Origin of the sequence: Collimonas silvisoli, assembly GCF_018305005.1 — a bacterium.
GTDB classification, from domain to species: domain Bacteria; phylum Pseudomonadota; class Gammaproteobacteria; order Burkholderiales; family Burkholderiaceae_D; genus Collimonas; species Collimonas silvisoli.
This window is the reverse complement of sequence record NZ_JAGQEG010000011.1, coordinates 1-18,726: the sequence shown is the minus strand read 5'-3', so window position 1 is coordinate 18,726 and position 18,726 is coordinate 1. Positions and strand designations below refer to the sequence as shown.

Annotated in this window: 14 protein-coding genes; 8 read left to right on the top strand and 6 right to left on the bottom strand. The window is 57.4% G+C overall.

What is annotated here, in order from left to right; translation table 11 throughout:
• Positions 1–194: 194 nt before the first annotated feature.
• The gene (locus KHU33_RS04305) at positions 195–2,237 is read left to right on the top strand and encodes a DUF3300 domain-containing protein (protein WP_211461277.1); all 2,043 of its coding nucleotides are present in this window, start codon (positions 195–197) and stop codon (positions 2,235–2,237) included.
• Positions 2,238–2,359: 122 nt separating this feature from the next.
• Here KHU33_RS04305 and putA read toward each other — a convergent pair whose 3' ends face one another.
• Positions 2,360–6,052: a trifunctional transcriptional regulator/proline dehydrogenase/L-glutamate gamma-semialdehyde dehydrogenase gene (gene putA, locus KHU33_RS04300; protein ID WP_329956021.1), complete on the bottom strand. Its 3,693-nt coding sequence runs from the start codon at positions 6,050–6,052 to the stop codon at positions 2,360–2,362.
• On the opposite strand from putA, the gene KHU33_RS04295 reads away from it, so the two are divergent.
• The 4 genes from KHU33_RS04295 (at position 6,012) to KHU33_RS04280 (ending at position 9,297) form a co-directional block, all read left to right on the top strand.
• Entirely contained in the window at positions 6,012–6,308 is a 297-nt protein-coding gene (locus KHU33_RS04295) for a hypothetical protein (RefSeq protein ID WP_211461328.1), read from the top strand. The two genes, putA and KHU33_RS04295, sit on opposite strands and share 41 nt — an antisense overlap.
• A gap of 115 nt (positions 6,309–6,423) precedes the next feature.
• Positions 6,424–6,882 carry an Lrp/AsnC ligand binding domain-containing protein gene (locus KHU33_RS04290; RefSeq protein ID WP_014008389.1) on the top strand — a complete coding sequence of 153 codons (459 nt, stop codon included), beginning with the start codon at positions 6,424–6,426 and terminating at the stop codon, positions 6,880–6,882.
• A gap of 44 nt (positions 6,883–6,926) precedes the next feature.
• On the top strand, positions 6,927–7,238 hold the full coding sequence (locus KHU33_RS04285) for a hypothetical protein (RefSeq protein WP_230414043.1): 312 nt from the start codon (positions 6,927–6,929) through the stop codon (positions 7,236–7,238).
• 337 nt (positions 7,239–7,575) lie between these two features.
• Positions 7,576–9,297 carry an alkaline phosphatase family protein gene (locus tag KHU33_RS04280; RefSeq protein ID WP_211461274.1) on the top strand — a complete coding sequence of 574 codons (1,722 nt, stop codon included), beginning with the start codon at positions 7,576–7,578 and terminating at the stop codon, positions 9,295–9,297.
• A 179-nt stretch (positions 9,298–9,476) separates the two neighbouring features.
• On the opposite strand, the gene gntR is transcribed toward KHU33_RS04280, so the two are convergent.
• Positions 9,477–10,511: an HTH-type transcriptional regulator GntR gene (gntR, locus tag KHU33_RS04275; RefSeq protein WP_211461273.1), complete on the bottom strand. Its 1,035-nt coding sequence runs from the start codon at positions 10,509–10,511 to the stop codon at positions 9,477–9,479.
• Positions 10,512–10,895: 384 nt separating this feature from the next.
• On the opposite strand from gntR, the gene gntK reads away from it, so the two are divergent.
• Positions 10,896–12,449 (top strand): gluconokinase, encoded by a 1,554-nt coding sequence (gntK, locus tag KHU33_RS04270; RefSeq protein ID WP_211461272.1) that lies wholly within the window; start codon positions 10,896–10,898, stop codon positions 12,447–12,449.
• A gap of 25 nt (positions 12,450–12,474) precedes the next feature.
• Here gntK and KHU33_RS04265 read toward each other — a convergent pair whose 3' ends face one another.
• Positions 12,475–13,440, bottom strand: coding sequence for a LysR family transcriptional regulator (locus tag KHU33_RS04265; RefSeq protein ID WP_211461271.1), 966 nt, complete (start codon positions 13,438–13,440; stop codon positions 12,475–12,477).
• Between the two features lie 388 nt (positions 13,441–13,828).
• Here KHU33_RS04265 and KHU33_RS04260 point away from each other — a divergent pair, with 388 nt between their 5' ends.
• Positions 13,829–14,146 carry a hypothetical protein gene (locus KHU33_RS04260; protein WP_211461270.1) on the top strand — a complete coding sequence of 106 codons (318 nt, stop codon included), beginning with the start codon at positions 13,829–13,831 and terminating at the stop codon, positions 14,144–14,146.
• A gap of 309 nt (positions 14,147–14,455) precedes the next feature.
• Here the strand turns inward: KHU33_RS04260 and KHU33_RS04255 are convergent, their stop codons facing one another.
• Together KHU33_RS04255 and KHU33_RS04250 are read right to left on the bottom strand one after the other, a co-directional pair.
• Complete coding sequence (locus KHU33_RS04255; protein ID WP_211461269.1) at positions 14,456–16,339, bottom strand: phosphoenolpyruvate carboxykinase (GTP); 1,884 nt, start codon at positions 16,337–16,339, stop codon at positions 14,456–14,458.
• A complete protein-coding gene (locus KHU33_RS04250; protein WP_211461268.1) occupies positions 16,336–16,518 on the bottom strand; it encodes a hypothetical protein in 183 nt (60 codons plus the stop codon). The genes KHU33_RS04255 and KHU33_RS04250 overlap by 4 nt, the downstream gene beginning before the upstream one ends.
• Before the next feature lie 254 nt (positions 16,519–16,772).
• Between KHU33_RS04250 and KHU33_RS04245 the strand changes: the two genes are divergently transcribed.
• Positions 16,773–17,765, top strand: a complete 993-nt coding sequence (locus tag KHU33_RS04245) for a D-2-hydroxyacid dehydrogenase family protein (protein ID WP_211461267.1) — start codon at positions 16,773–16,775, stop codon at positions 17,763–17,765.
• Positions 17,766–17,794: 29 nt separating this feature from the next.
• Here KHU33_RS04245 and KHU33_RS04240 read toward each other — a convergent pair whose 3' ends face one another.
• A complete protein-coding gene (locus tag KHU33_RS04240; protein WP_211461266.1) occupies positions 17,795–18,547 on the bottom strand; it encodes an L-asparaginase in 753 nt (250 codons plus the stop codon).
• Positions 18,548–18,726 lie beyond the last annotated feature (179 nt).

Here is an 18,726-nt window from a genome sequence, read left to right as displayed (position 1 = left end):
CAATAATAAAACTGATAAGAAATTGTATGTCATCGGGACCCGATGATGAGACGTTATCTAACTATCCCGGCAAATCCAGCCGGAGCGTATGTTTTGTGTGAGACATGCAAGAGTTTGTAAGCCATTGTTGCGCCTCCAAATGGCCGTGCTAGCTTGTATACATAGTGTCCATTCCCCTGTTGTCTGGAGCAAAAATGACAAATAACAAAACCCCGCTGTCGCTGATGCTAAGCGTGTGCGTGATCATGCTGCCGCTGGCCGGCTGCGATAAAAAAACAGACGCTACCGCAGCAGCAGCGCCCCAGGCACTGCAAGCACAGGCCACCCCGCTCTATGTACCGCCAACCGCCGACCAGCTGTATCAACTGGTCGGCCCCATCGCCCTGTTCCCCGATAAATTGGTGGCGCAAGTGCTGGCCGCATCCAGCTATCCCGACCAGGTGACTGCTGCAAACAACTGGCTGGCGCAAAACAAGAATCTGAAAGGCAGCCAGCTGCAGGACGCCGCCAATCTGCAACCCTGGGACGTCAGCGTCAAAGGCTTGACGCAGTTTCCTGGCGTGCTGGATCAGATGGCGCGCAATATCCCCTGGACCTCGGCCCTTGGCGACGCTTACGTCAACGATCCGACCGACGTGATGAATGCAATCCAGGTGATGCGCCAGCGCGCTGCCAACAGCGGCAACCTGAAAAATACCAGGCAGCAGCGGATTGCAGTAAGGCCGCGCGCGCAACAAGCGCCGACTTACAGCTATGCGCCACCGCTCGACGAACCACCGGTGTACGCTGGGCCAGAAGTGATTCCAGCGCCGCCGGAAACCATCGTCATTGAACCAGCCGAGCCGGATGTGGTGTATGTCCCGGCCTACAATCCCGGCGTGGTCTATGGCGAGCCGCTGCCGGTCTATCCTAGCTATTCTTACGAACCCCCCGTTCTCTACTACCCGCCTGCCGACATTGTGACTGCCGGCGTGGTGACGTTTGGACTGGGCGTTGTAGTCGGCGCCGTGATCGACCATCACGACTGGGGATGGAATTCCTGGGACGTGCATTGGGGCGGCGGCAACTGGCATGACCATGAATGGCACCGGCCTGCGGTTGTGTATAACAACAACACCTATGTGTCGCGTTCTACCACCATCGTCAATCGCATTACCAACAACTACAATCTCAATTCGAACAACAACAATTCCAATAACAACTCAAACAACAATGCGGTTATTAACAACAATCGCAATAATTTTGGCGGGCTTGCCAACAATCCTGCATTGGCTAATGGCGCGCCTTCCGTCCAGGCCGGAAGCGCGCTGAATTTCAATGCAGCCCGGCCCAATTTCGGCACGCAAACAAATCCTGCCCAGCCCCAGGCGAATCAGAATGCCATACCGTTTGCAGGCCCTGTGCGGCCGAATCATCCGCAGCCGGATTTCAACAACATGGCGCGGCCCAACTTCGGTACGCAAGCAAATCCCGCGCAGCCGCATGTGAATCAGAATTCAGCGCCACTTGCCGGCATTCCGCGGCCGAATCATCCGCAGCCGGATTTCAACAACATGACCAAGCCCAATTTCGGCAAGCTTCCCCCGGCAAACGGCGCTGGCGCTGCGCCCAATCTGAACCAGCTGGCTCGCCCAGGATTTGTCCGGCCGGCTCCGGGCCAGCCGCAAGCCGGCGAACAAGCTCATCCGGCTTTCGGCCAGCCAGGGCAGAACGCAGGGCCGGTGCCGAATCAGCTGCAGCAAAACGCGCAGAGCAAGACTCCTGTCCGACCCCGGAATCTGGAAACGGAAAAGCCTGCAAACCTGAACCAGCATCCTTTTGGCGGCAATATGCAAAGGCCTGATATCAACCGTCGTGCAGTGCCGGAGATGGCAAGACCGCAGCCGGCACCGCAGGCTGCGACGCAAAATGCGCAAAATCGGCTGCCAGAGCAATTCCAGAACCGGCTAAACGGCGGCCAGCAAATGCATGAGGAGCAGAACCGGCCGGCGATGAATCCTGCACCTCAGGTCTTCAACCGTCCGGAGCCGCGGCCACAACCGCAGATACAAGCGCCACTAAGGCCGCAACCTCAGCCGCAAATCCAGCCGCGACCACAACCACAGCCTCAGCCACAAATGCAACCTCGGCCGCAAGCCGAGCGGCCGCATCCACCTCCGCCTCAGCAAAGTCACGAGCAGGCGCATAATAACGGCGGCAATCTTCATCCCCAACAGAGAGAAGAAGATCACAAATGAGCGTGCTGAAATAAGATAATCGGGGCTACCGGCGCGGATAGCAAAGCACCGTTGCCCAAGAAAAAAGGCTGGCTGAAACCTGCGTTCAGCCAGCCTTTCTATTTTCACCGCCCGCTATGCGTTCAAGCCTGCAAGGTCATCAGGCTGGCGTTGCCGCCGGCAGCGGTTGTGTTGACGCAAACGGCGCGTTCGGCCAGCAAGCGCCACAATGGAATCGAGGCGTATTCCGAAGTTTCCAGCAAGGGCACCAGCGCCCCGCTTTGTTCGCTGAGCGCGGTCAGCAAAGGACGCAAGCGCTCGGTGCCTGCGCCGTCGACCAGAGCCAGTTGCAGACGCGTGGCATGGTCGTCGCCAGCGAGCTGGTCGACCACCCGGATCGCGGCACGCACCGCGCGTGGCAAACCTTCCGGGATCATGGCCGAGGATGCCGTTTCGACTACCGGTAAATTGCCGGTGGCGAAAACCGCCGCCAGTTGATTCAACATGGCGCCGACGTTATCGGCGCTGCAAAGAATCGCCCCGCGCGGTGCGAACGACAGGCTATTGCGCTCCCCGGTAGGGCCGGGCAGCAGCAGCGAGGTACCGAGCCAGCTGGCGTGCATGTATTCTTCGCCCAGCGCCGCTATCTGCTGATGGCCGTGGGTGCGAGCCCAGCTCAGCAAGGCTTGCAGCACCGGCGTAGCAATCTTCGCATCCACATTCGGCGCATGAATCGTGTGCGCGCCCAGCGACACCGCAGCATTGCGTTGCAGGCGCTTCAGATACAAAGGACCGCCGGCTTTCGGCCCGGTGCCGGATTTTCCTTCGCCGCCAAACGGCTGCACGCCGACCACTGCGCCGACAATATTGCGATTGACGTAGATATTGCCGACGTGCGCGTGCGCGACGATGAAATCGATGGTTTCGTCGATCCGCGAATGGATGCCCAGAGTCAGGCCATAGCCGCTGCCATTGATCGCATCGATCAACTGCGGCAGTTGATTGCGTGCATACCGCAACACATGCAATACCGGCCCGAATACTTCGCGCTTCAACTCTGACATGGCGCCGATTTCGATCAGCGTAGGCGCCACGAAAGTACCGTTGCCGTGCTCGGCCGGCAGCGGTAATTGATAGAAGTCTTTCGCCGCGACGCGCATCTTTTCGATATGCGCCAGCAACTGCCCCTGCGCTTCGGCGTCGATCACCGGCCCGATATCGGTAGTCAGGCGATCCGGATTACCGATCCGCAGTTCCTGCATGGCGCCTTTCAGCATGTGCAGGGTGCGGTCGGCGATATCGTTTTGCAGGCACAGCACGCGCAAGGCGGAACAACGCTGGCCGGCACTGTCGAAGGCGGAATTCAGGACGTCCTGCACCACTTGCTCCGGCAATGCGCTAGAGTCGACGATCAAGGCGTTTTGACCGCCGGTTTCGGCGATCAGCGGCAAATCGACCGACTCCGCCAGAGAACGTTTGGCCAGGGTGCGATTGATGATTTGCGCAACCTCGGTCGAGCCGGTAAAGATCACGCCCTTGACCCGCGCATCGGCGGTCAGCGTGGCGCCGACGGTATCGCCCTGGCCCGGCAGGAACTGCAAGGCTGCACGCGGTACGCCGGCCTCATGCATCAGTTGCACCGCGCGTGCAGCGATCAGCGGCGTCTGTTCAGCCGGTTTGGCCAGCACCACATTACCGGCGGCCAACGCAGCGCTGACTTCGCCGATGAAGATCGCCAGCGGAAAATTCCACGGGCTGATACACACCACCGGCCCCAGCGCCAAGGCGTTCTGGGTATGCCGGACCTGCGCCGCGTAATAGCGCAAGAAGTCGACCGCCTCACGCACTTCGGCAATTGCGTTGGGCAGCGATTTTCCTGCCTCGCGGATCGCCAGGGCAATCAATTCCAGCTGATTGACTTCAAATAATTCCGCGGTGCGTTCCAGCTTGCCGGCTCGTTCCGCCGGCGGCAAGGTTTGCCAATCCATGGCGTAGACGCTGGCGGCATGCAAGGCCTTATCCACATCGGCAACGCTGGCTTCGATCACGCTGCCCACCACGTCGCGCTGGTCAGCCGGATTCAATACCGGGCGCGCTGCCTGGCTGTATTCCTGTGAGTCAGTTTGTGATTCACCCAGCAGCGGCGTAGCATGCCATTGCCGCTTGCTGAAAATACTGAAAGCGCTATCGATCTGACGCAATACCTCTTCGTTGCTCAGGTCCAGGCCCGCCGAATTCTTGCGTTCCGCACCGTACATGGCGGGCGGCAAGGCAATCTGCGGATGCGGCTCGCCGCCCAGTTGCTGTGCGGCTTGCAGCGGATCGGCAATCAGCGAGTCGATGCTGACGCTTTCATCCACGATCTGGTTCACGAAAGAAGAATTGGCGCCGTTTTCGAGTAAGCGCCGCACCAGGTAAGCCAGCAAGGTCTGGTGCGAACCAACCGGCGCATAAATCCGGCAAGGCTTGTCCAGCATGTCTTTGCCGACCACTTGGTCGTACAAGGTTTCGCCCATGCCGTGCAGGCACTGGAACTCATAATCGGTGATATTTTTTTCTTGCGCCCAGCTGTAGATGGTGGCTAAGGTATGGGCGTTATGGGTGGCGAATTGCGGATAAATGACATCGGTCGCCGCCAGCAATTTTTGCGCGCACGTCAGGTATGAGACATCGGTGTACACCTTGCGGGTATATACCGGGAAACCAGACAAGCCGTCGACTTGTGCGCGCTTGATTTCGGAATCCCAATACGCACCCTTGACCAGCCGCACCATGAATTTACGGCCGCTGCGATGCGCCAGATCGACCAGGTAATCGATCACGAAAGGACAGCGTTTCTGATAGCCCTGCACCACAAAACCGATGCCGTCGAAACCGGCCAGATCGGCGTCGAACGCCAGTGCTTCCATCAGATCCAGCGACAACTCCAGGCGATCGGCTTCTTCGGCGTCGATGTTGAGGCCGATGTCGTATTGCTTGGCCAGCAGCAGCAACTGCTTCAGGCGCGGCAGCAACTCTTCCATGGTGCGCTGGCGTTGCGCGCGCGAATAACGCGGATGCAGCGCCGACAGCTTGACCGAGATCCCCGGCCCCTGCTTGATGCCGCGCCCGGCCGATGCCTTGCCGATGGCGTGGATCGCATCTTCATAGGAGCGGTAATAGGCCGCCGCATCTTCTTCCGTCAACGCTGCTTCGCCCAGCATATCGTAGGAATAACGGTAGCCGCGTTTTTCATTGTCGCGGCTGTTGTCGAGCGCTTCGGCGATGGTCTGGCCGGTCACGAACTGGTTGCCCAGCATGCGCATGGCAACGTCGACGCCTTTGCGGATCAGCGGTTCGCCGCCGCGGCCGATCAGCTTGGTCAGCGCCGAGCCCAGCCCGCGTTCGCTGCTGGTGCTGACCAGTTTGCCGGTAATCAGCAAACCCCAGGTGGCGGCATTGACGAACAGCGACGGCGATTCGCCCAGATGGCTGCGCCAGTCGCCTTTGCTGATCTTGTCTGCGATCAGGCGGTCGGCAGTCTGGTGATCCGGAATCCGCAGCAGCGCTTCCGCCAGGCACATCAGCGCCACACCCTCTTCCGACGACAGCGAAAATTCATGCATCAAGGCGTCGACGCCGGAGGCGCGCGTGCGTTTTTCACGCACCGCCTGCACCAGCTTGCGCGCCAGTGCCTGGCTGGCGGCATGCGAGCCGGCGCTGGTTTGCACCTGCGCCAGCAGCCATTGCACGGCCAGGGTTTCATCGCGCCGGTAAGCGGCGGTGATGGCGGCGCGCAATGGCGTCGGATCGGTCATGACTTCCTGGTGGAAGCTGCTGAAAGGAGGGCTGAACATGGTGGCGGAAGGTGTGTTGCTGGATGGCTGGGATGACGGCGATAGCGGCGGCATGGCGATTGTCTCGGTCTCGGTAAGATATTTATGGTGTCAACTTGCTGCGGCTCCCACAAGCTCTGTAAGCGAATCTGCTATCGGCCGCTATGTTGGCTTTAGTTGCAGTCGACATTGCATAAACCGCAACGTCGCCGCCCGGCTGCAGATTTGCTCGCTGGCATTGTTCTGGATAACTTTTTTAGTTTTCGTAGAAATCTAAGTTGTTCGATTGTAGGCGGCATTGGCATGGATTAATTCTGGTAATAATGGCTGCTATCAAAATTTTGTTATTGGTGAGAAAATTTAACCGAATAAAATTTTTCTGGAAACAGCCCATGCTTGACAAGATCAGTAAAAAAATCCTGGCCGAATTGCAGAATGATGGTCGTATCAGCAATGTCGACCTCTCGGCCCGCGTCAACTTGTCACCTGCGGCTTGCCTTGAGCGTGTGCGCAAATTGCAGGAGGCCGGCTATATCCTGCATTACACCGCCCAGCTCAATCCACAGCTGCTGGACGTGGCGTTACTGGTGTTTATCGAAGTGGTGCTGGACCGCACCACGCCGGAAGTCTTCGAAGCATTCAGCCAAAGCGTGCAAATCATTCCGGAAGTATTGGAGTGCCACATGGTGGCGGGCGGCTTCGATTATCTGGTCAAGGCGCGCGTCAAGGATATGAACGCCTATCGTGAGTTTCTCGGCAAATCGCTGCTGCAGCTCAAGGGCGTGCGCGAGACGCATACCTATGCCGTGATGGAAGAGGTCAAGCACACCACCAAGTTACCGATACGCTGACACATTGCGGCCTATCCACTGAACTGTGATTACAGGAAATGACCATGAATCGACTCATATTGGCAGCAGCATGTTTCGCTGCCCTGCAAGGATGCACCGTCATGGATGAGCCGCTGCCATCCCAGCAAGCCGAATCCCATGCGGGCAACTCGCCATCGGGCTGCACGGCAGACAAACAAGAAGACAGTGCGCTGGTAGGCAAGACAGAACAGCAAGCCGTCGCCCTGTTGACCGGTTGCGTCTGGCGCATCGGCGAGCGCGATGGCAAGCACTTCGCCGGGACGATGGATTACCTGGAAGCCCGGCGCACGCTGGGGATTACTGCCGGTAAGGTGGCGTGGGTGCGGCGGGGGTGAGGCGGAATAACTATGTCTGCCTTACTCTCGTGCGAAGTGCCAGCTTGTCTTCATGCTTGTTCCATCACAGAAGTTACGCACAGCTCTAGCAATAGATAACGCGCTTTTTTCAAACAATAAAAGGGGTCAGAATAAAAGGGGTCAGAGAATAAAAGGGGTCAGAGTCGAATTTTCCCAGGTGGATATTCGACTCTGACCCTTTTTTATTCCCTGACCCTTTTTTATTCCATTCAAAAATATTGCCGAACGTAATTGTCCGGTCACATACGAAGCTTATGCTTGACCTCGACTTTCTTCGTTCCAGTTTTTTTCACTATCTCACTGTAGGAAAATAACTATGCAAACCCCGAAAAAAATCACCTTGGCCTTGATGCTATCCTTGCTCGCATGTGCAACGACGTTTAGTCATGCCGAAGAGACGGATGCTAAAAAACAGCCAGCCAAACATGTCCTGCTTATTTCAGTCGACGGCATGCACCAGGCCGATCTTGACTGGTTTGTTACCGCGTATCCGCAATCCACCATCGCGCGAATGGTGCGTGAAGGCGCTAACTATACCAACGCCAGAACCCCTTTCCCCTCGGATTCATTTCCAGGCATGGTCGGCCAAGTCACTGGCGGCAATCCAAAAACCACGGGTATTTATTACGATGATGCCTATAGCCGGGGGCTGCTGCCTGCGGGAACGACCAGCTGTGCAGGAGCGAAACCGGGAGCGGAAGTTTACTATGCGGAAGTCAACGCAAAGGACATGAACCGCTTGGACAGCGGTCAACCGATTCCCGGGTTATATGCCGACTTTACAAAAATATCTCAGTTGACGGGCCATGCACAAGACTTGTTAGATCCAAAAACATTACCGGTAAATCCAGAAACATGTTCGCCGGTATATCCACATCAGTATCTTCAAGTAAACACGATTTTTGAAGTAGCGAAGCAGCATCATTTGCGTACAGCGTGGTCGGACAAGCACGCAGCGTATGACATTCTCAATGGCCCGTCCGGCAAGGGGATCGACGACTTGTTCGCACCTGAAATCAACAGTTCAGTCACCGATCCGTCAGCACCTGCAGGCGCCGGTGACGACTGGACTAAAGACAACACCAACACGCAAAAATACGATGCCTTCAAAGTAAAAGCTGTCGTGAATTGGATCAAGGGTTTCGATCACGCTGGCAATAACTCATTGGGTACGCCCGCTATTTTCGGCATGAACTTCCAGTCTGTCTCCACCGCGCAAAAACTCAACAAATCAAATTACTACATCGACCCGAAAAACCCCAGCACCGTCATGACCAACGGCTTGGGCGGCTACACCTTGAATGGCGCGGTGCCAGGGTCAGTATTGCAAAGTGCATTAACTTTTGTGGACGGCCAGCTAAAGACCATGGTTGATGCGCTTGATCTCAGCAAAACGGTGGTGATTCTCTCTGCAAAACACGGCCAGTCACCGCAAAACCGCACGGCGCTGACGATAATCAATGATGGCAACATGATTGACGCATTGAACTGCGCTTGGGAAAACAACGGTGCAGGTTGCAAAGACCCCGCCAAAACCCATTTGGTGGCCCATGCAATCGATGACGACGGCATTCTGATGTGGCTCACCGACCGCTCGACTAAAGCAACGCGCTTTGCGAAGAAATTCCTGCTTGCCTATTCGGGAACCGGCATCGGCTCGGATGCTTTGGGTAACAGCGTCTCCAAACCATTTACGCAAGCTGGCGTCACAAAAATCTATGCGGGTGAAGAGGCTGAAGATTTGTTCGGTACCAAGCATGGCGATGAACGCGTTCCCGATGTAGTCGGTATCGCGCAGCAAGGAGTCGTCTGGGCCGGCGGCAAGTTGTCCAAGATTGCCGAACACGGCGGCAACGCACATCAGGACAGGCATGTGCCTATCGTAGTATGGGGCGCCGGTATCGCACATCAGTCGAATGACGATCATGTTGAGACTACACAGATTGCTCCGACAATCCTCTCATTGCTGGCGCTGGATCCGAGGGAATTGCGGGCTGTACAGATTGAGCGTACTAAGGCTTTGCCGGATTTGCATTGATCGGGTAATGCGATAGGTTGGGCTGAACAGCCCAACCGTGAATAAAAAGGGGCAGAGTCGAATTATCCCAAACGGATATTCGACTCTGCCCCTTTTCTTTCCCATGGCATCGCTGGCGACCGATTACTTATACGCCGGCGGCGCCACGCCGCGCTCGGCTGCCGTCGCTTGCCCTAGGTTCAGGTGCTGCTTCGTATCGCCAGCCTGAAACCAAGGTCGACGCTGGTTTTCTCCACTACCTCGTGCCTGAGTATTTTGATCAGTAATTGGGCAGCGGTAAAACCGATGTCGTAACGCGGCGTGATGATTGTGGTGATGCTGGGATTGGCGTAGGCCGACCATGGCAAATCGTTGAAACCGGCAATCGCCATCTGGCCGGGGACCGACAGGCCGCGTCGCTGGCATTCGAACAAAACGCCCAGCGCCAGATCGTCATTGCAGCAAAATACCGCATCGCAAGCCGGCGTTTGCCCCACAATCTGGCCCAGCATCCTGGTGCCGAGTTCTATCGTCGACGGCGCCGGCGTCAACACTTCGACGTCGGCGGCCAAACCGGCTTCGGACAGCGCCTTGCGGAAGCCATGCCGGCGTTTCATCATGCGCGGATCGAGCTGGGCGCCGAGAAAGCCCGGTTGGCGGTAGCCGCGTTCGATCAGATGGCGGGCGATGCTGTAACCCGCCTCTTCGTGCGAAAAGCCGACCGCCACATCGCTACCGTCGGGATTCAGGTCGAACATGCGCACCGCCGGCACATTGTGCGCCGCCAGCTGGTCGCACAGCGTCTCTTGCTGTTCTATGCCGCTCAGCAAAAAGCCGTCCGGCGCGTGCGCCAGATAAGTGCTGATCAGCTGGCTTTCCTTGTCCGCCGAATAACTGCTTTCGCCGATCAGGAATTTGTAGCCGTGTTGATTCAGGCTATCGCGGATCCCGGTCAAGGTGTCCACGAATACCGAGTTGCTGAGCGAGGGCACGATGACGCCGATCACCTGCGATTTGGCCGACGCCAGCGTGCTGGCAGCCTGATTTGGCACATAACCGAGTTGTTTGATCGCCGCCGCAATCCGTTCACGTGCTTCCAGCTGCACCAGCGCTGGCGTTTTCAATGCGCGCGATACCGTCATCGGGCTGACACGGGCCAGCCGGGCGACATCGACGATGGTTACCCTGCCGCTGGCGCGGCTATGGCGTTGTTGCTTGAGTTCCGGGTTGCTCATGGTTGCGGTGGCATTCTTATGGTCTATTTGTAGTTAGCCAGATGCGGTTAGCTTTACTCATTATTCCGCCAGGCGCCATATTTTTGTGCTTGCCAATGGAATCTTGCCCATTTGGTTAGCGCAGCCAATGTTACACGCAAGCCATGGCACAGTGATATGGTTTCCCTGGAGTAATGATACTACTGGCCCGCAATACTGCATTCCGTTTTACCAAGAGACGTAATGTTAGCGCTACCAACTGATGTATCATTGCGGCCGCTGTGCCGCCGCTGACAAGACTACAATGAAGCGGCTAAGGCTGATATTTGACCAGGTGATCGGCCCAATCCTGGATAGCCGCCGGCTCAGTTTGCTTCATCCACTTATTCCGTCACGAGGTAGTTCATGCATCACCAGCCAGAATATATGCTTGGCGTAGATATCGGCACCACCAGCACCAAGGCGGTGCTGTTCACCACCCAAGGACAGGTGGTGGCGCAGCACGCGGTGGAATACCCCTTGCTGTGCACCACGCCGGGCATGGCTGAGCAAGATCCGCTGCAAATCTACGCGGCGGTTCTGAGCGCGATCCAGATTGCCGTCAGCAACAGCGGCGTCGCCGCTGAGCAGATCGCACTGGCGTCTTTCAGCGCCGCCATGCATAGCGTGATTGCGGTCGATCAGGATGGTGTATTGCTGAGCAACAGCATCACCTGGGCCGACAACCGCGCCGGCGAATGGGCCAACCGGATTCGCGACGAGCTGGATGGCCACGCCATCTATTTGCGCACCGGGACGCCGATCCACCCGATGTCGCCGCTCTGCAAAATCATGTGGTTGCGCCACGAGCAGCCGCAGCTGTTCACGCGCACCGCACGTTTTATCGGCATGAAGGAATATGTGCTGTATCGCCTGTTCGGCGAATGGCTGGTCGATCACTCGATCGCCTCCGCCACCGGCCTGTTCAATCTGCAGCAGCTGGACTGGGATCAGGGCGCGCTGGACTTACTCGGCATCGGCCCGCAGCAATTATCGCGGCTGGTGCCGACCACTCATCACCTGACCGGGCTGGCGCCAACCATGGCGCAGCAACTGGGCTTGCTGCCGAGTACGCCGTTTGTGATCGGCGCCAACGATGGCGTGCTGTCCAATCTCGGCGTCAACGCCATCGGCCCGGGCCAGGTTGCGGTCACCATCGGCACCTCGGGGGCGATGCGGACCGTGATCGACAAGCCGCTGACCGATCCCTCCGGCCGCACTTTTTGTTATGCGCTGACCGCCAGACACTGGGTGGTTGGCGGCCCCACCAACAATGGCGGCAGCATTTTCCGCTGGGTGCGCGATGAACTGGCCACCGCCGAGTCCGCCGCCGCCACGGCAGCCGGACTCGATCCGTATGAGGCCCTGACCAAGATTGCCGAGGCCGTAACCGCTGGCGCCGAGGGCTTGCTGTTCCATCCTTATCTGGCGGGCGAACGCGCGCCGCTATGGAATGCCGATGCACGCGGTTCGTATGTTGGCCTGGCGATGCATCACGGTAAACCGCATATGATCCGCGCTGCGCTGGAAGGCGTGATTTTCAGCCTGTACAGTATTTTGCCGGCGGTCGAAGACTTGATCGGACCGACCACCCGCATGATGGCGACCGGCGGCTTCGCCCGTTCGCCACTGTGGCGGCAAATGATGGCGGATATTTTCGAGCGCGAAGTGGTGGTGCCGGAAAGCGTCGAATCGTCCTGTCTCGGCGCTTGCGTGCTGGGTTTATACGCTCTGGGGAAAATTGCATCGCTGGAGGCGATCGGCGACATGGTCGGCGCTACTCACCGGCATTTGCCGATTGCCGAGAACGTGGCACTGTACCGGCGCTTGTGGCCGATCTATGCGGCTATTCCCAAGCTGCTGGAGCAGCAGTACCGGCAGTTGTCGCAGTTCCAGCGAGAGACTGCCGTTCGCATCTGATCAGTTTGGGACAGAGTAATGATTACTAATCTTCCTCTTCCGGATCGATCAGGCTGAATTTTTCGTGGGCGGTTTCGCTTAAATGCCCGCGCAGCCATTTATGGGCCGGATTGCGCGCATCCCGTTCGTGCCACAGCATGTCGACGTGGACCGCAGGTGTCGGGAACGGCAGTTCGCGCGCCACCAATACTTCAGTCATGCCGGTCGCGCCGATCAGGTGGCGTGGCAAGACCGTCAGTAAATCGGAACTGGCGACCACCCGGCCGGCGGTGAAAAACTGGTTGACGGTCAGCAGGATGCGCCGCTCGCGTCCCATCGCCGCCAGGGTTTCATCGATCAAGCCATGCGCGCGGCCGGAAAAACTCACCAGCAAGTGATGCGATGCGCAGTAATTGTCCAGGGTCAGCACTTGATTCGCCAGCGGATGATTCTTGTGCATCACGCAAACGTATTCGCCAGTGTACAGCCGCTCATGGTGAATCGGCGAGGCGCTGGTGGTCTGGCCGCCGGCCAGCTGGGCGGCGACGCCGGGGAAAAAACCGACCGCCAGATCAACGTCGCCACGCAACAGCATCTGACGCGGATCGCGGGTGGTCAGCGGCACCATGCGCAGATTCAGCTGCGGCGCTTCGCGCTCGATGGTGCGCACCAGCGCCGGCAACCATAGCGCTGCGGTGGCGTCCGCCATCGCCATCTGGAAAGTGGTGTGAGCGCGCGAGACATCGAAAGTCTCCGGCGTGATCGCGGTTTCCAGATCGGTCAGCGCGCGCCGCACCACCGGCCACAATTCTTCGGCGTGCTGGGTCGGCTTGACGCCGTGTGCGGTGCGAATCAGCAGCTCATCGTTGAGGGTGTCGCGCAGGCGTTTCAAGGCGTTCGACACCGCTGGCTGGGTCATCGCCAGCCGGCTGGCGGCGCGCGTCAGGTTCTGCTCGGTCATGACGGCGTCGAAAACACGCAGCAGATTCAAATCAAGCGTCAAAAAGCTCATGGTTGGATCTATCGTTAATCATTTTTAGATGGGTGCAGCGATAACAAATTTAGCCTGCAAGAAATATTCGCGGATTTTATAACTGTTATATGAAAGCGCAATGACAGATTTCAAGTACCGTAAAAATGTTGCGTAGCAGCATAAAATGCATATCAGGCTGGATTATGTCTGATACATAAAATATTGCTGAGGTGAAACCAAAGTAATGCGATCCATGCCTGCCACGCTTTATATTACACATATTGTCTTATCGGCACACGGAATGCATTCTTTAATCGCAGCCGGACATTATTCGTTGAACACATAACTGATATCCAAAATCAGAATTGGATAGCTACTCAAGTAATGAATATACTGCAATGCAACATCACCATTGAAGAGTAGTCGCATGTCTTTATTCGCTTTTGCCCTGCCAGCTGAAATCGCATTGTTCGACGCATCGGCGCTGCTTGCTGCCGCTGCCGCCGCACTGCGGCCATTGCTGGGCCTGGGAGCGCTGGCGACCTTGATGGTGTATTTCAAACCGTTATGGATGGGGATTTTGCGTGCAGCATTGATGCTGATCAAGCCGCGCAAATCGCTGGAACAGCGGATTGCCCGCAGCAAATTCAGAGGGCAGCAATTAATGCGCCGCATGGCTAACGACCATGCCGTCAGCCAACCGAACCTGGCCGCCGAACTGCGATTGCTGGCCGGTCGCGATTAACCACAAGGAGTTGCTATGCACCAATATATCTATTACGACGAAGACGGCTTCCCGACTTTCGCAGTGCTGCAATGGCTGCGTGCGGCGACGACGCGCGTTTTAGCGTGGATGGGTTTGAACGGCCTGTAACAGGCCGCAGACCTAGTCATTATCGAATTTCTGACGTCTCCTCTTTCCTGCGATGGAAGGATTCACCCTACTGCCTAACCGGCAGTAGGGATTTTTTTTGCCTGTGAATTCAGATAAAAAAATAAAAAAGCGCCCGCTAGATGCATCTAGCGGGCGCTTTTGTTTGCTGCGTAATAAGCCTTATTCAGCCAGATTTTTTTCCAGCGTCAGCTTCACTTCGGCCAGCTCTTTCGGCAAATGATATTTCAGCTTGTCGAACAGTTCTGTATGTAGCGCCGTTTCCGCTTTCCACGCAGCTTTATCGATCGCGGTGATGCGCTCGAATTGCTCTTCGCTGAAATTCAAGCCTTCCCAGCTCAGATCGGCATAGCGCGGCGTTACGCCGAACAAGTGCTCAACCCCGCCGCTCTTGCCAGCCAGCCGCTCCAGCATCCATTTCAGCACGCGCATATTGTCGCCGAAGCCAGGCCAGACAAATTTGCCGTCGGCGCCGGTGCGGAACCAGTTGACGCAGAAAATCTTCGGCAACTCAACCGAATTTTGCTTGCCCTGCGCTGCCAGCTTCTCGCCCAGTGTCAGCCAATGCTGGAAATAGTCGCTCATGTTGTAGCCGATGAACGGCAGCATGGCGAACGGATCGCGGCGCACGATGCCTTGTTGGCCGGCAGCAGCGGCGGTGGTTTCCGAACCCATGGTAGCTGCCATGTACACGCCTTCAACCCAGCTGCGGGCTTCGGTCACCAGCGGTACGGTGGTGGAGCGGCGGCCGCCGAAAATGAAGGCGGAGATCGGCACGCCGGCCGGATCGTCCCAGGCGGCATCGATCACCGGATTTTGCGTTGCAGCGACGGTGAAGCGTGCATTCGGATGGGCTGCCTTGGCGCCGGTTTCCTTGGCGATGGCTGGAGTCCAGTCTTTGCCTTGCCAGTCGATCAGATGATCAGGCGCGGTGCTGCTCATGCCTTCCCACCAGACATCGCCGTCGTCGGTCAGGGCGACGTTGGTGAAGATGGTGTTTTCACGCAGCGACGCCATGCAGTTGTGGTTGGTCTTGTCATTGGTGCCGGGAGCGACGCCGAAATAACCGGCTTCCGGATTGATCGCATACAGGCGGCCATCGGCGCCCGGTTTGATCCAGGCGATATCGTCGCCGATGGTGGTGACTTTCCAGCCTTCAAAACCCACCGGCGGAATCAGCATGGCGAAATTGGTTTTGCCGCAGGCCGAAGGGAAAGCTGCTGCAACGTAGTGCTTTTTGCCAGGTTGACCATTTACCGCGGGCGATTCGACGCCAAGAATCAGCATGTGTTCTGCCAGCCAGCCTTGATCGCGGCCCATGGTCGAGGCGATGCGCAAGGCGAAGCATTTTTTGCCGAGCAGTGCATTGCCGCCGTAGCCGGAACCGTAAGACCAGATTTCGCGGGTTTCAGGATAGTGGACGATGTACTTGGTAGGATTGCACGGCCATGCCACATCCTTCTGACCGGCGGCCAGCGGCGCGCCGACGCTGTGCACGCAAGGCACGAACTCGCCATCCGTACCGAGCACGTCATACACGGCCTTGCCCATGCGCGTCATGATGCGCATGTTGACGGCAACGTAAGGGGAATCGGACAGTTCGACGCCGATGTGCGCAATCGGCGAACCCAGCGGCCCCATCGAGAACGGCACGACATACATGGTGCGGCCTTGCATGCAGCCGTCGAACAAGCCGTGCAGCGTATTGCGCATTTCGGCCGGATCGGTCCAGTTGTTGGTCGGGCCGGCGTCTTCTTCCTTGGCCGAGCAAATGAACGTGCGGTCTTCGACGCGCGCCACGTCTGACGGATCGGAGCATGCCAGGTAGCTGTTAGGACGTTTTTCCTGGTTCAATTTTTTCATGGTGCCGGCCGCCACCATTTCGCTGCACAGGCGATCATATTCAGCCTGGGAACCGTCGCACCAGTAGATACGGTCAGGCTTGGTCAGGGTCGCCACTTCGGCTACCCAGTTGATCAGCTTTTGCTGTTTGACATATGCCGGGGCATTGATTGTGGCGATGCCGCCCATACGGGGTTGATTCATGAAAAACTACCTCCAATACCAATAAAGAAATCTTCTTTTTGCCAGCTACTGGTGTCCGGCTGGCTTGCCGCGTCGGTCGGCTGAATTCTGGTGCGCTTGCTGCGGGCTATCTGTCGCATGACTGCGGGCAGCAAAAAATGAAATAATGGGCCGGACTTCATTACAAAATCGATCAGCAAACATCGCGTAGGTTTTATTGCAGGTTTTACTGTGAAGCACGCCCGCACACCATTGAACGATGTTGTCTGTGTTGTCCGGTAAATAGTATTTATCCTGGAAAAAGTGGGCCGATTGTACACCCGATTTGTAGTGAAATTGTCCAACCATTGTAGTAAGGTATTTTCCACTTTCCGGATGCTGTTGCTTTATTACGTGGCAGCCGTTTATCTTCGTTTTTTTGCATGTATTTACCCCTATAAAGCCCAAATCTCCTATGAAAATTGCCGTACTGGATGATTATCAAGACAGCGTCCGCCATCTCGATTGTTTCAAGATGTTGGACGGCCATGAGGTCAAAGTGTTCAACAATTCAGCACGCGGTATTGGCCAACTGGCAATTCGCCTGGCCGATTTTGAAGCGCTGGTATTGATACGCGAACGCAGCAGTTTTTCCAAAGCGCTGCTGCAAAAATTACCCAAGCTGAAACTGATTTCCCAGACCGGAAAGGTCAGCGGCCATATCGATGTCGACGCCGCCACCGCTTGCGGCATCGCCATCGTCGAAGGCGTCGGCGACCCGACCGCACCGGCCGAACTGACCTGGGCGTTGATCATGGCGGCCAGCCGCCGCATTCCGCGCTACGTCAGCAATCTGCAGCAGGGGCAATGGCAATCGGTATCGGCACTGCCGCAAAACAATGTACTGGGCACGGTGCTCAAGGGACGCACCCTGGCGCTTTGGGGTTACGGAAAAATCGGCCGCATGATTGCGGCCTATGGCAAGGCGTTCGGCATGCGGGTGATAATCTGGGGCCGCGAAGCCAGCCGTGCCGCCGCGCTGAAAGACGGTTATCTAGCGGCAGATACAAAACAACAATTCTTTGCCGAAGCCGATGTCCTGTCGCTGCATCTGCGTCTGAATGAGGCCACGCGCGGCATCGTCGAGGCGGCCGATCTGGCGTCGATGAAAGCCAGCGCCATATTCGTCAACACCAGCCGTGCCGAGCTGGTTGCCGAGGGCGCTCTGCTGCCGGCCTTGCAACAAGGCCGGCCAGGCTATGCTGCACTGGACGTATTTGAAACCGAGCCCCTGTCACCGGATTCGCCGCTGCTGCGGATGGAGAATGTACTGGCGTCTCCGCATCTGGGATACGTCGAAAAAGATAGCTACGAACTGTACTTCCGTGCCGCGTTTCAGAATGTGCTGGAGTTCGCCAACGGCACGCCGACGAATGTCTTGAATCCGGATGCCTTGCTGCCGAAGTAATTTGCCAGGCGCGGTTGCAAGCAAGGCAATCAGTCTTGGTCGGCGCCGCTGGGCAGAATCAGCTTGTTCAGCCGGGCAGCCGGCGCGGCCAGTGTAGTGTCGCGCCACATGCCGGTCCAGCCCGGCGGCCAGGGCAACGGCGGGCCGCTATATTCGGGCAGGTTCTTGCGCACTGGAATCACCGGCAAGCTGTCCGGCATGACGCCCTCGCCCCAACCCAGGCTGAAGGCGTAATCGGGCAGCAAGGCGTCGCATACCTTGGCAAACCAGTCGCTATGATCTTCATCGCGCCCCAAGGCTTGCGCCAGGCCATGCGGATCGAACTGTGCCAGCGCGCTTGCCAGTTCCGCTATCGACGCTCCCGGCTGATCGCCCCAGCCCAGAATCGGGTTGAAGTTGTAATCGGCGCCAGAACCGTACCAGCCTTCGCGCCGAGCCCGCTCCATCCAGTTGCGGCGGCCGCAAAACAGATGCCAGCGCCAGTGCAAGCCGGACGGTTTGGGCCAGCTGTACAAATACAGGCGTTGATAACCGGCGCGATGCAATTCGCGCACCAGCGCCATCAGGCGCGCATGCGGCATGCGGTCCGGCGGTGCGTGACGAAACAGGATCGGCTCGCCGTCCGCGTGCTGCACTTCGTCCGACGACAGATTCAGATCCAGCGTCCGCATCTCGCTGCCGAAGCGCGCAGCTATCCAGCCGGTCAGCAGGTTGACCGACGTGATCACGCCATAGCCGCGATAGCGGTGAAAAATAACGGTGCCGGGAGCGATGGGTTTCATGAGTCGAACTTCTTGGAAAAATGTGCAGGCCGCAATCAAATGTTACCAGTGTAGCCGCTGCGCCGGGATTTCATAGGGCTGTGAAATTGAGCGGTGAATTGGCGCAGCAGCTATCCGCCGGGCTTAGGGCCTGTTAACAATTGATTTGGGAGATGCGTTCCAACCAAAACGTGTGGTGG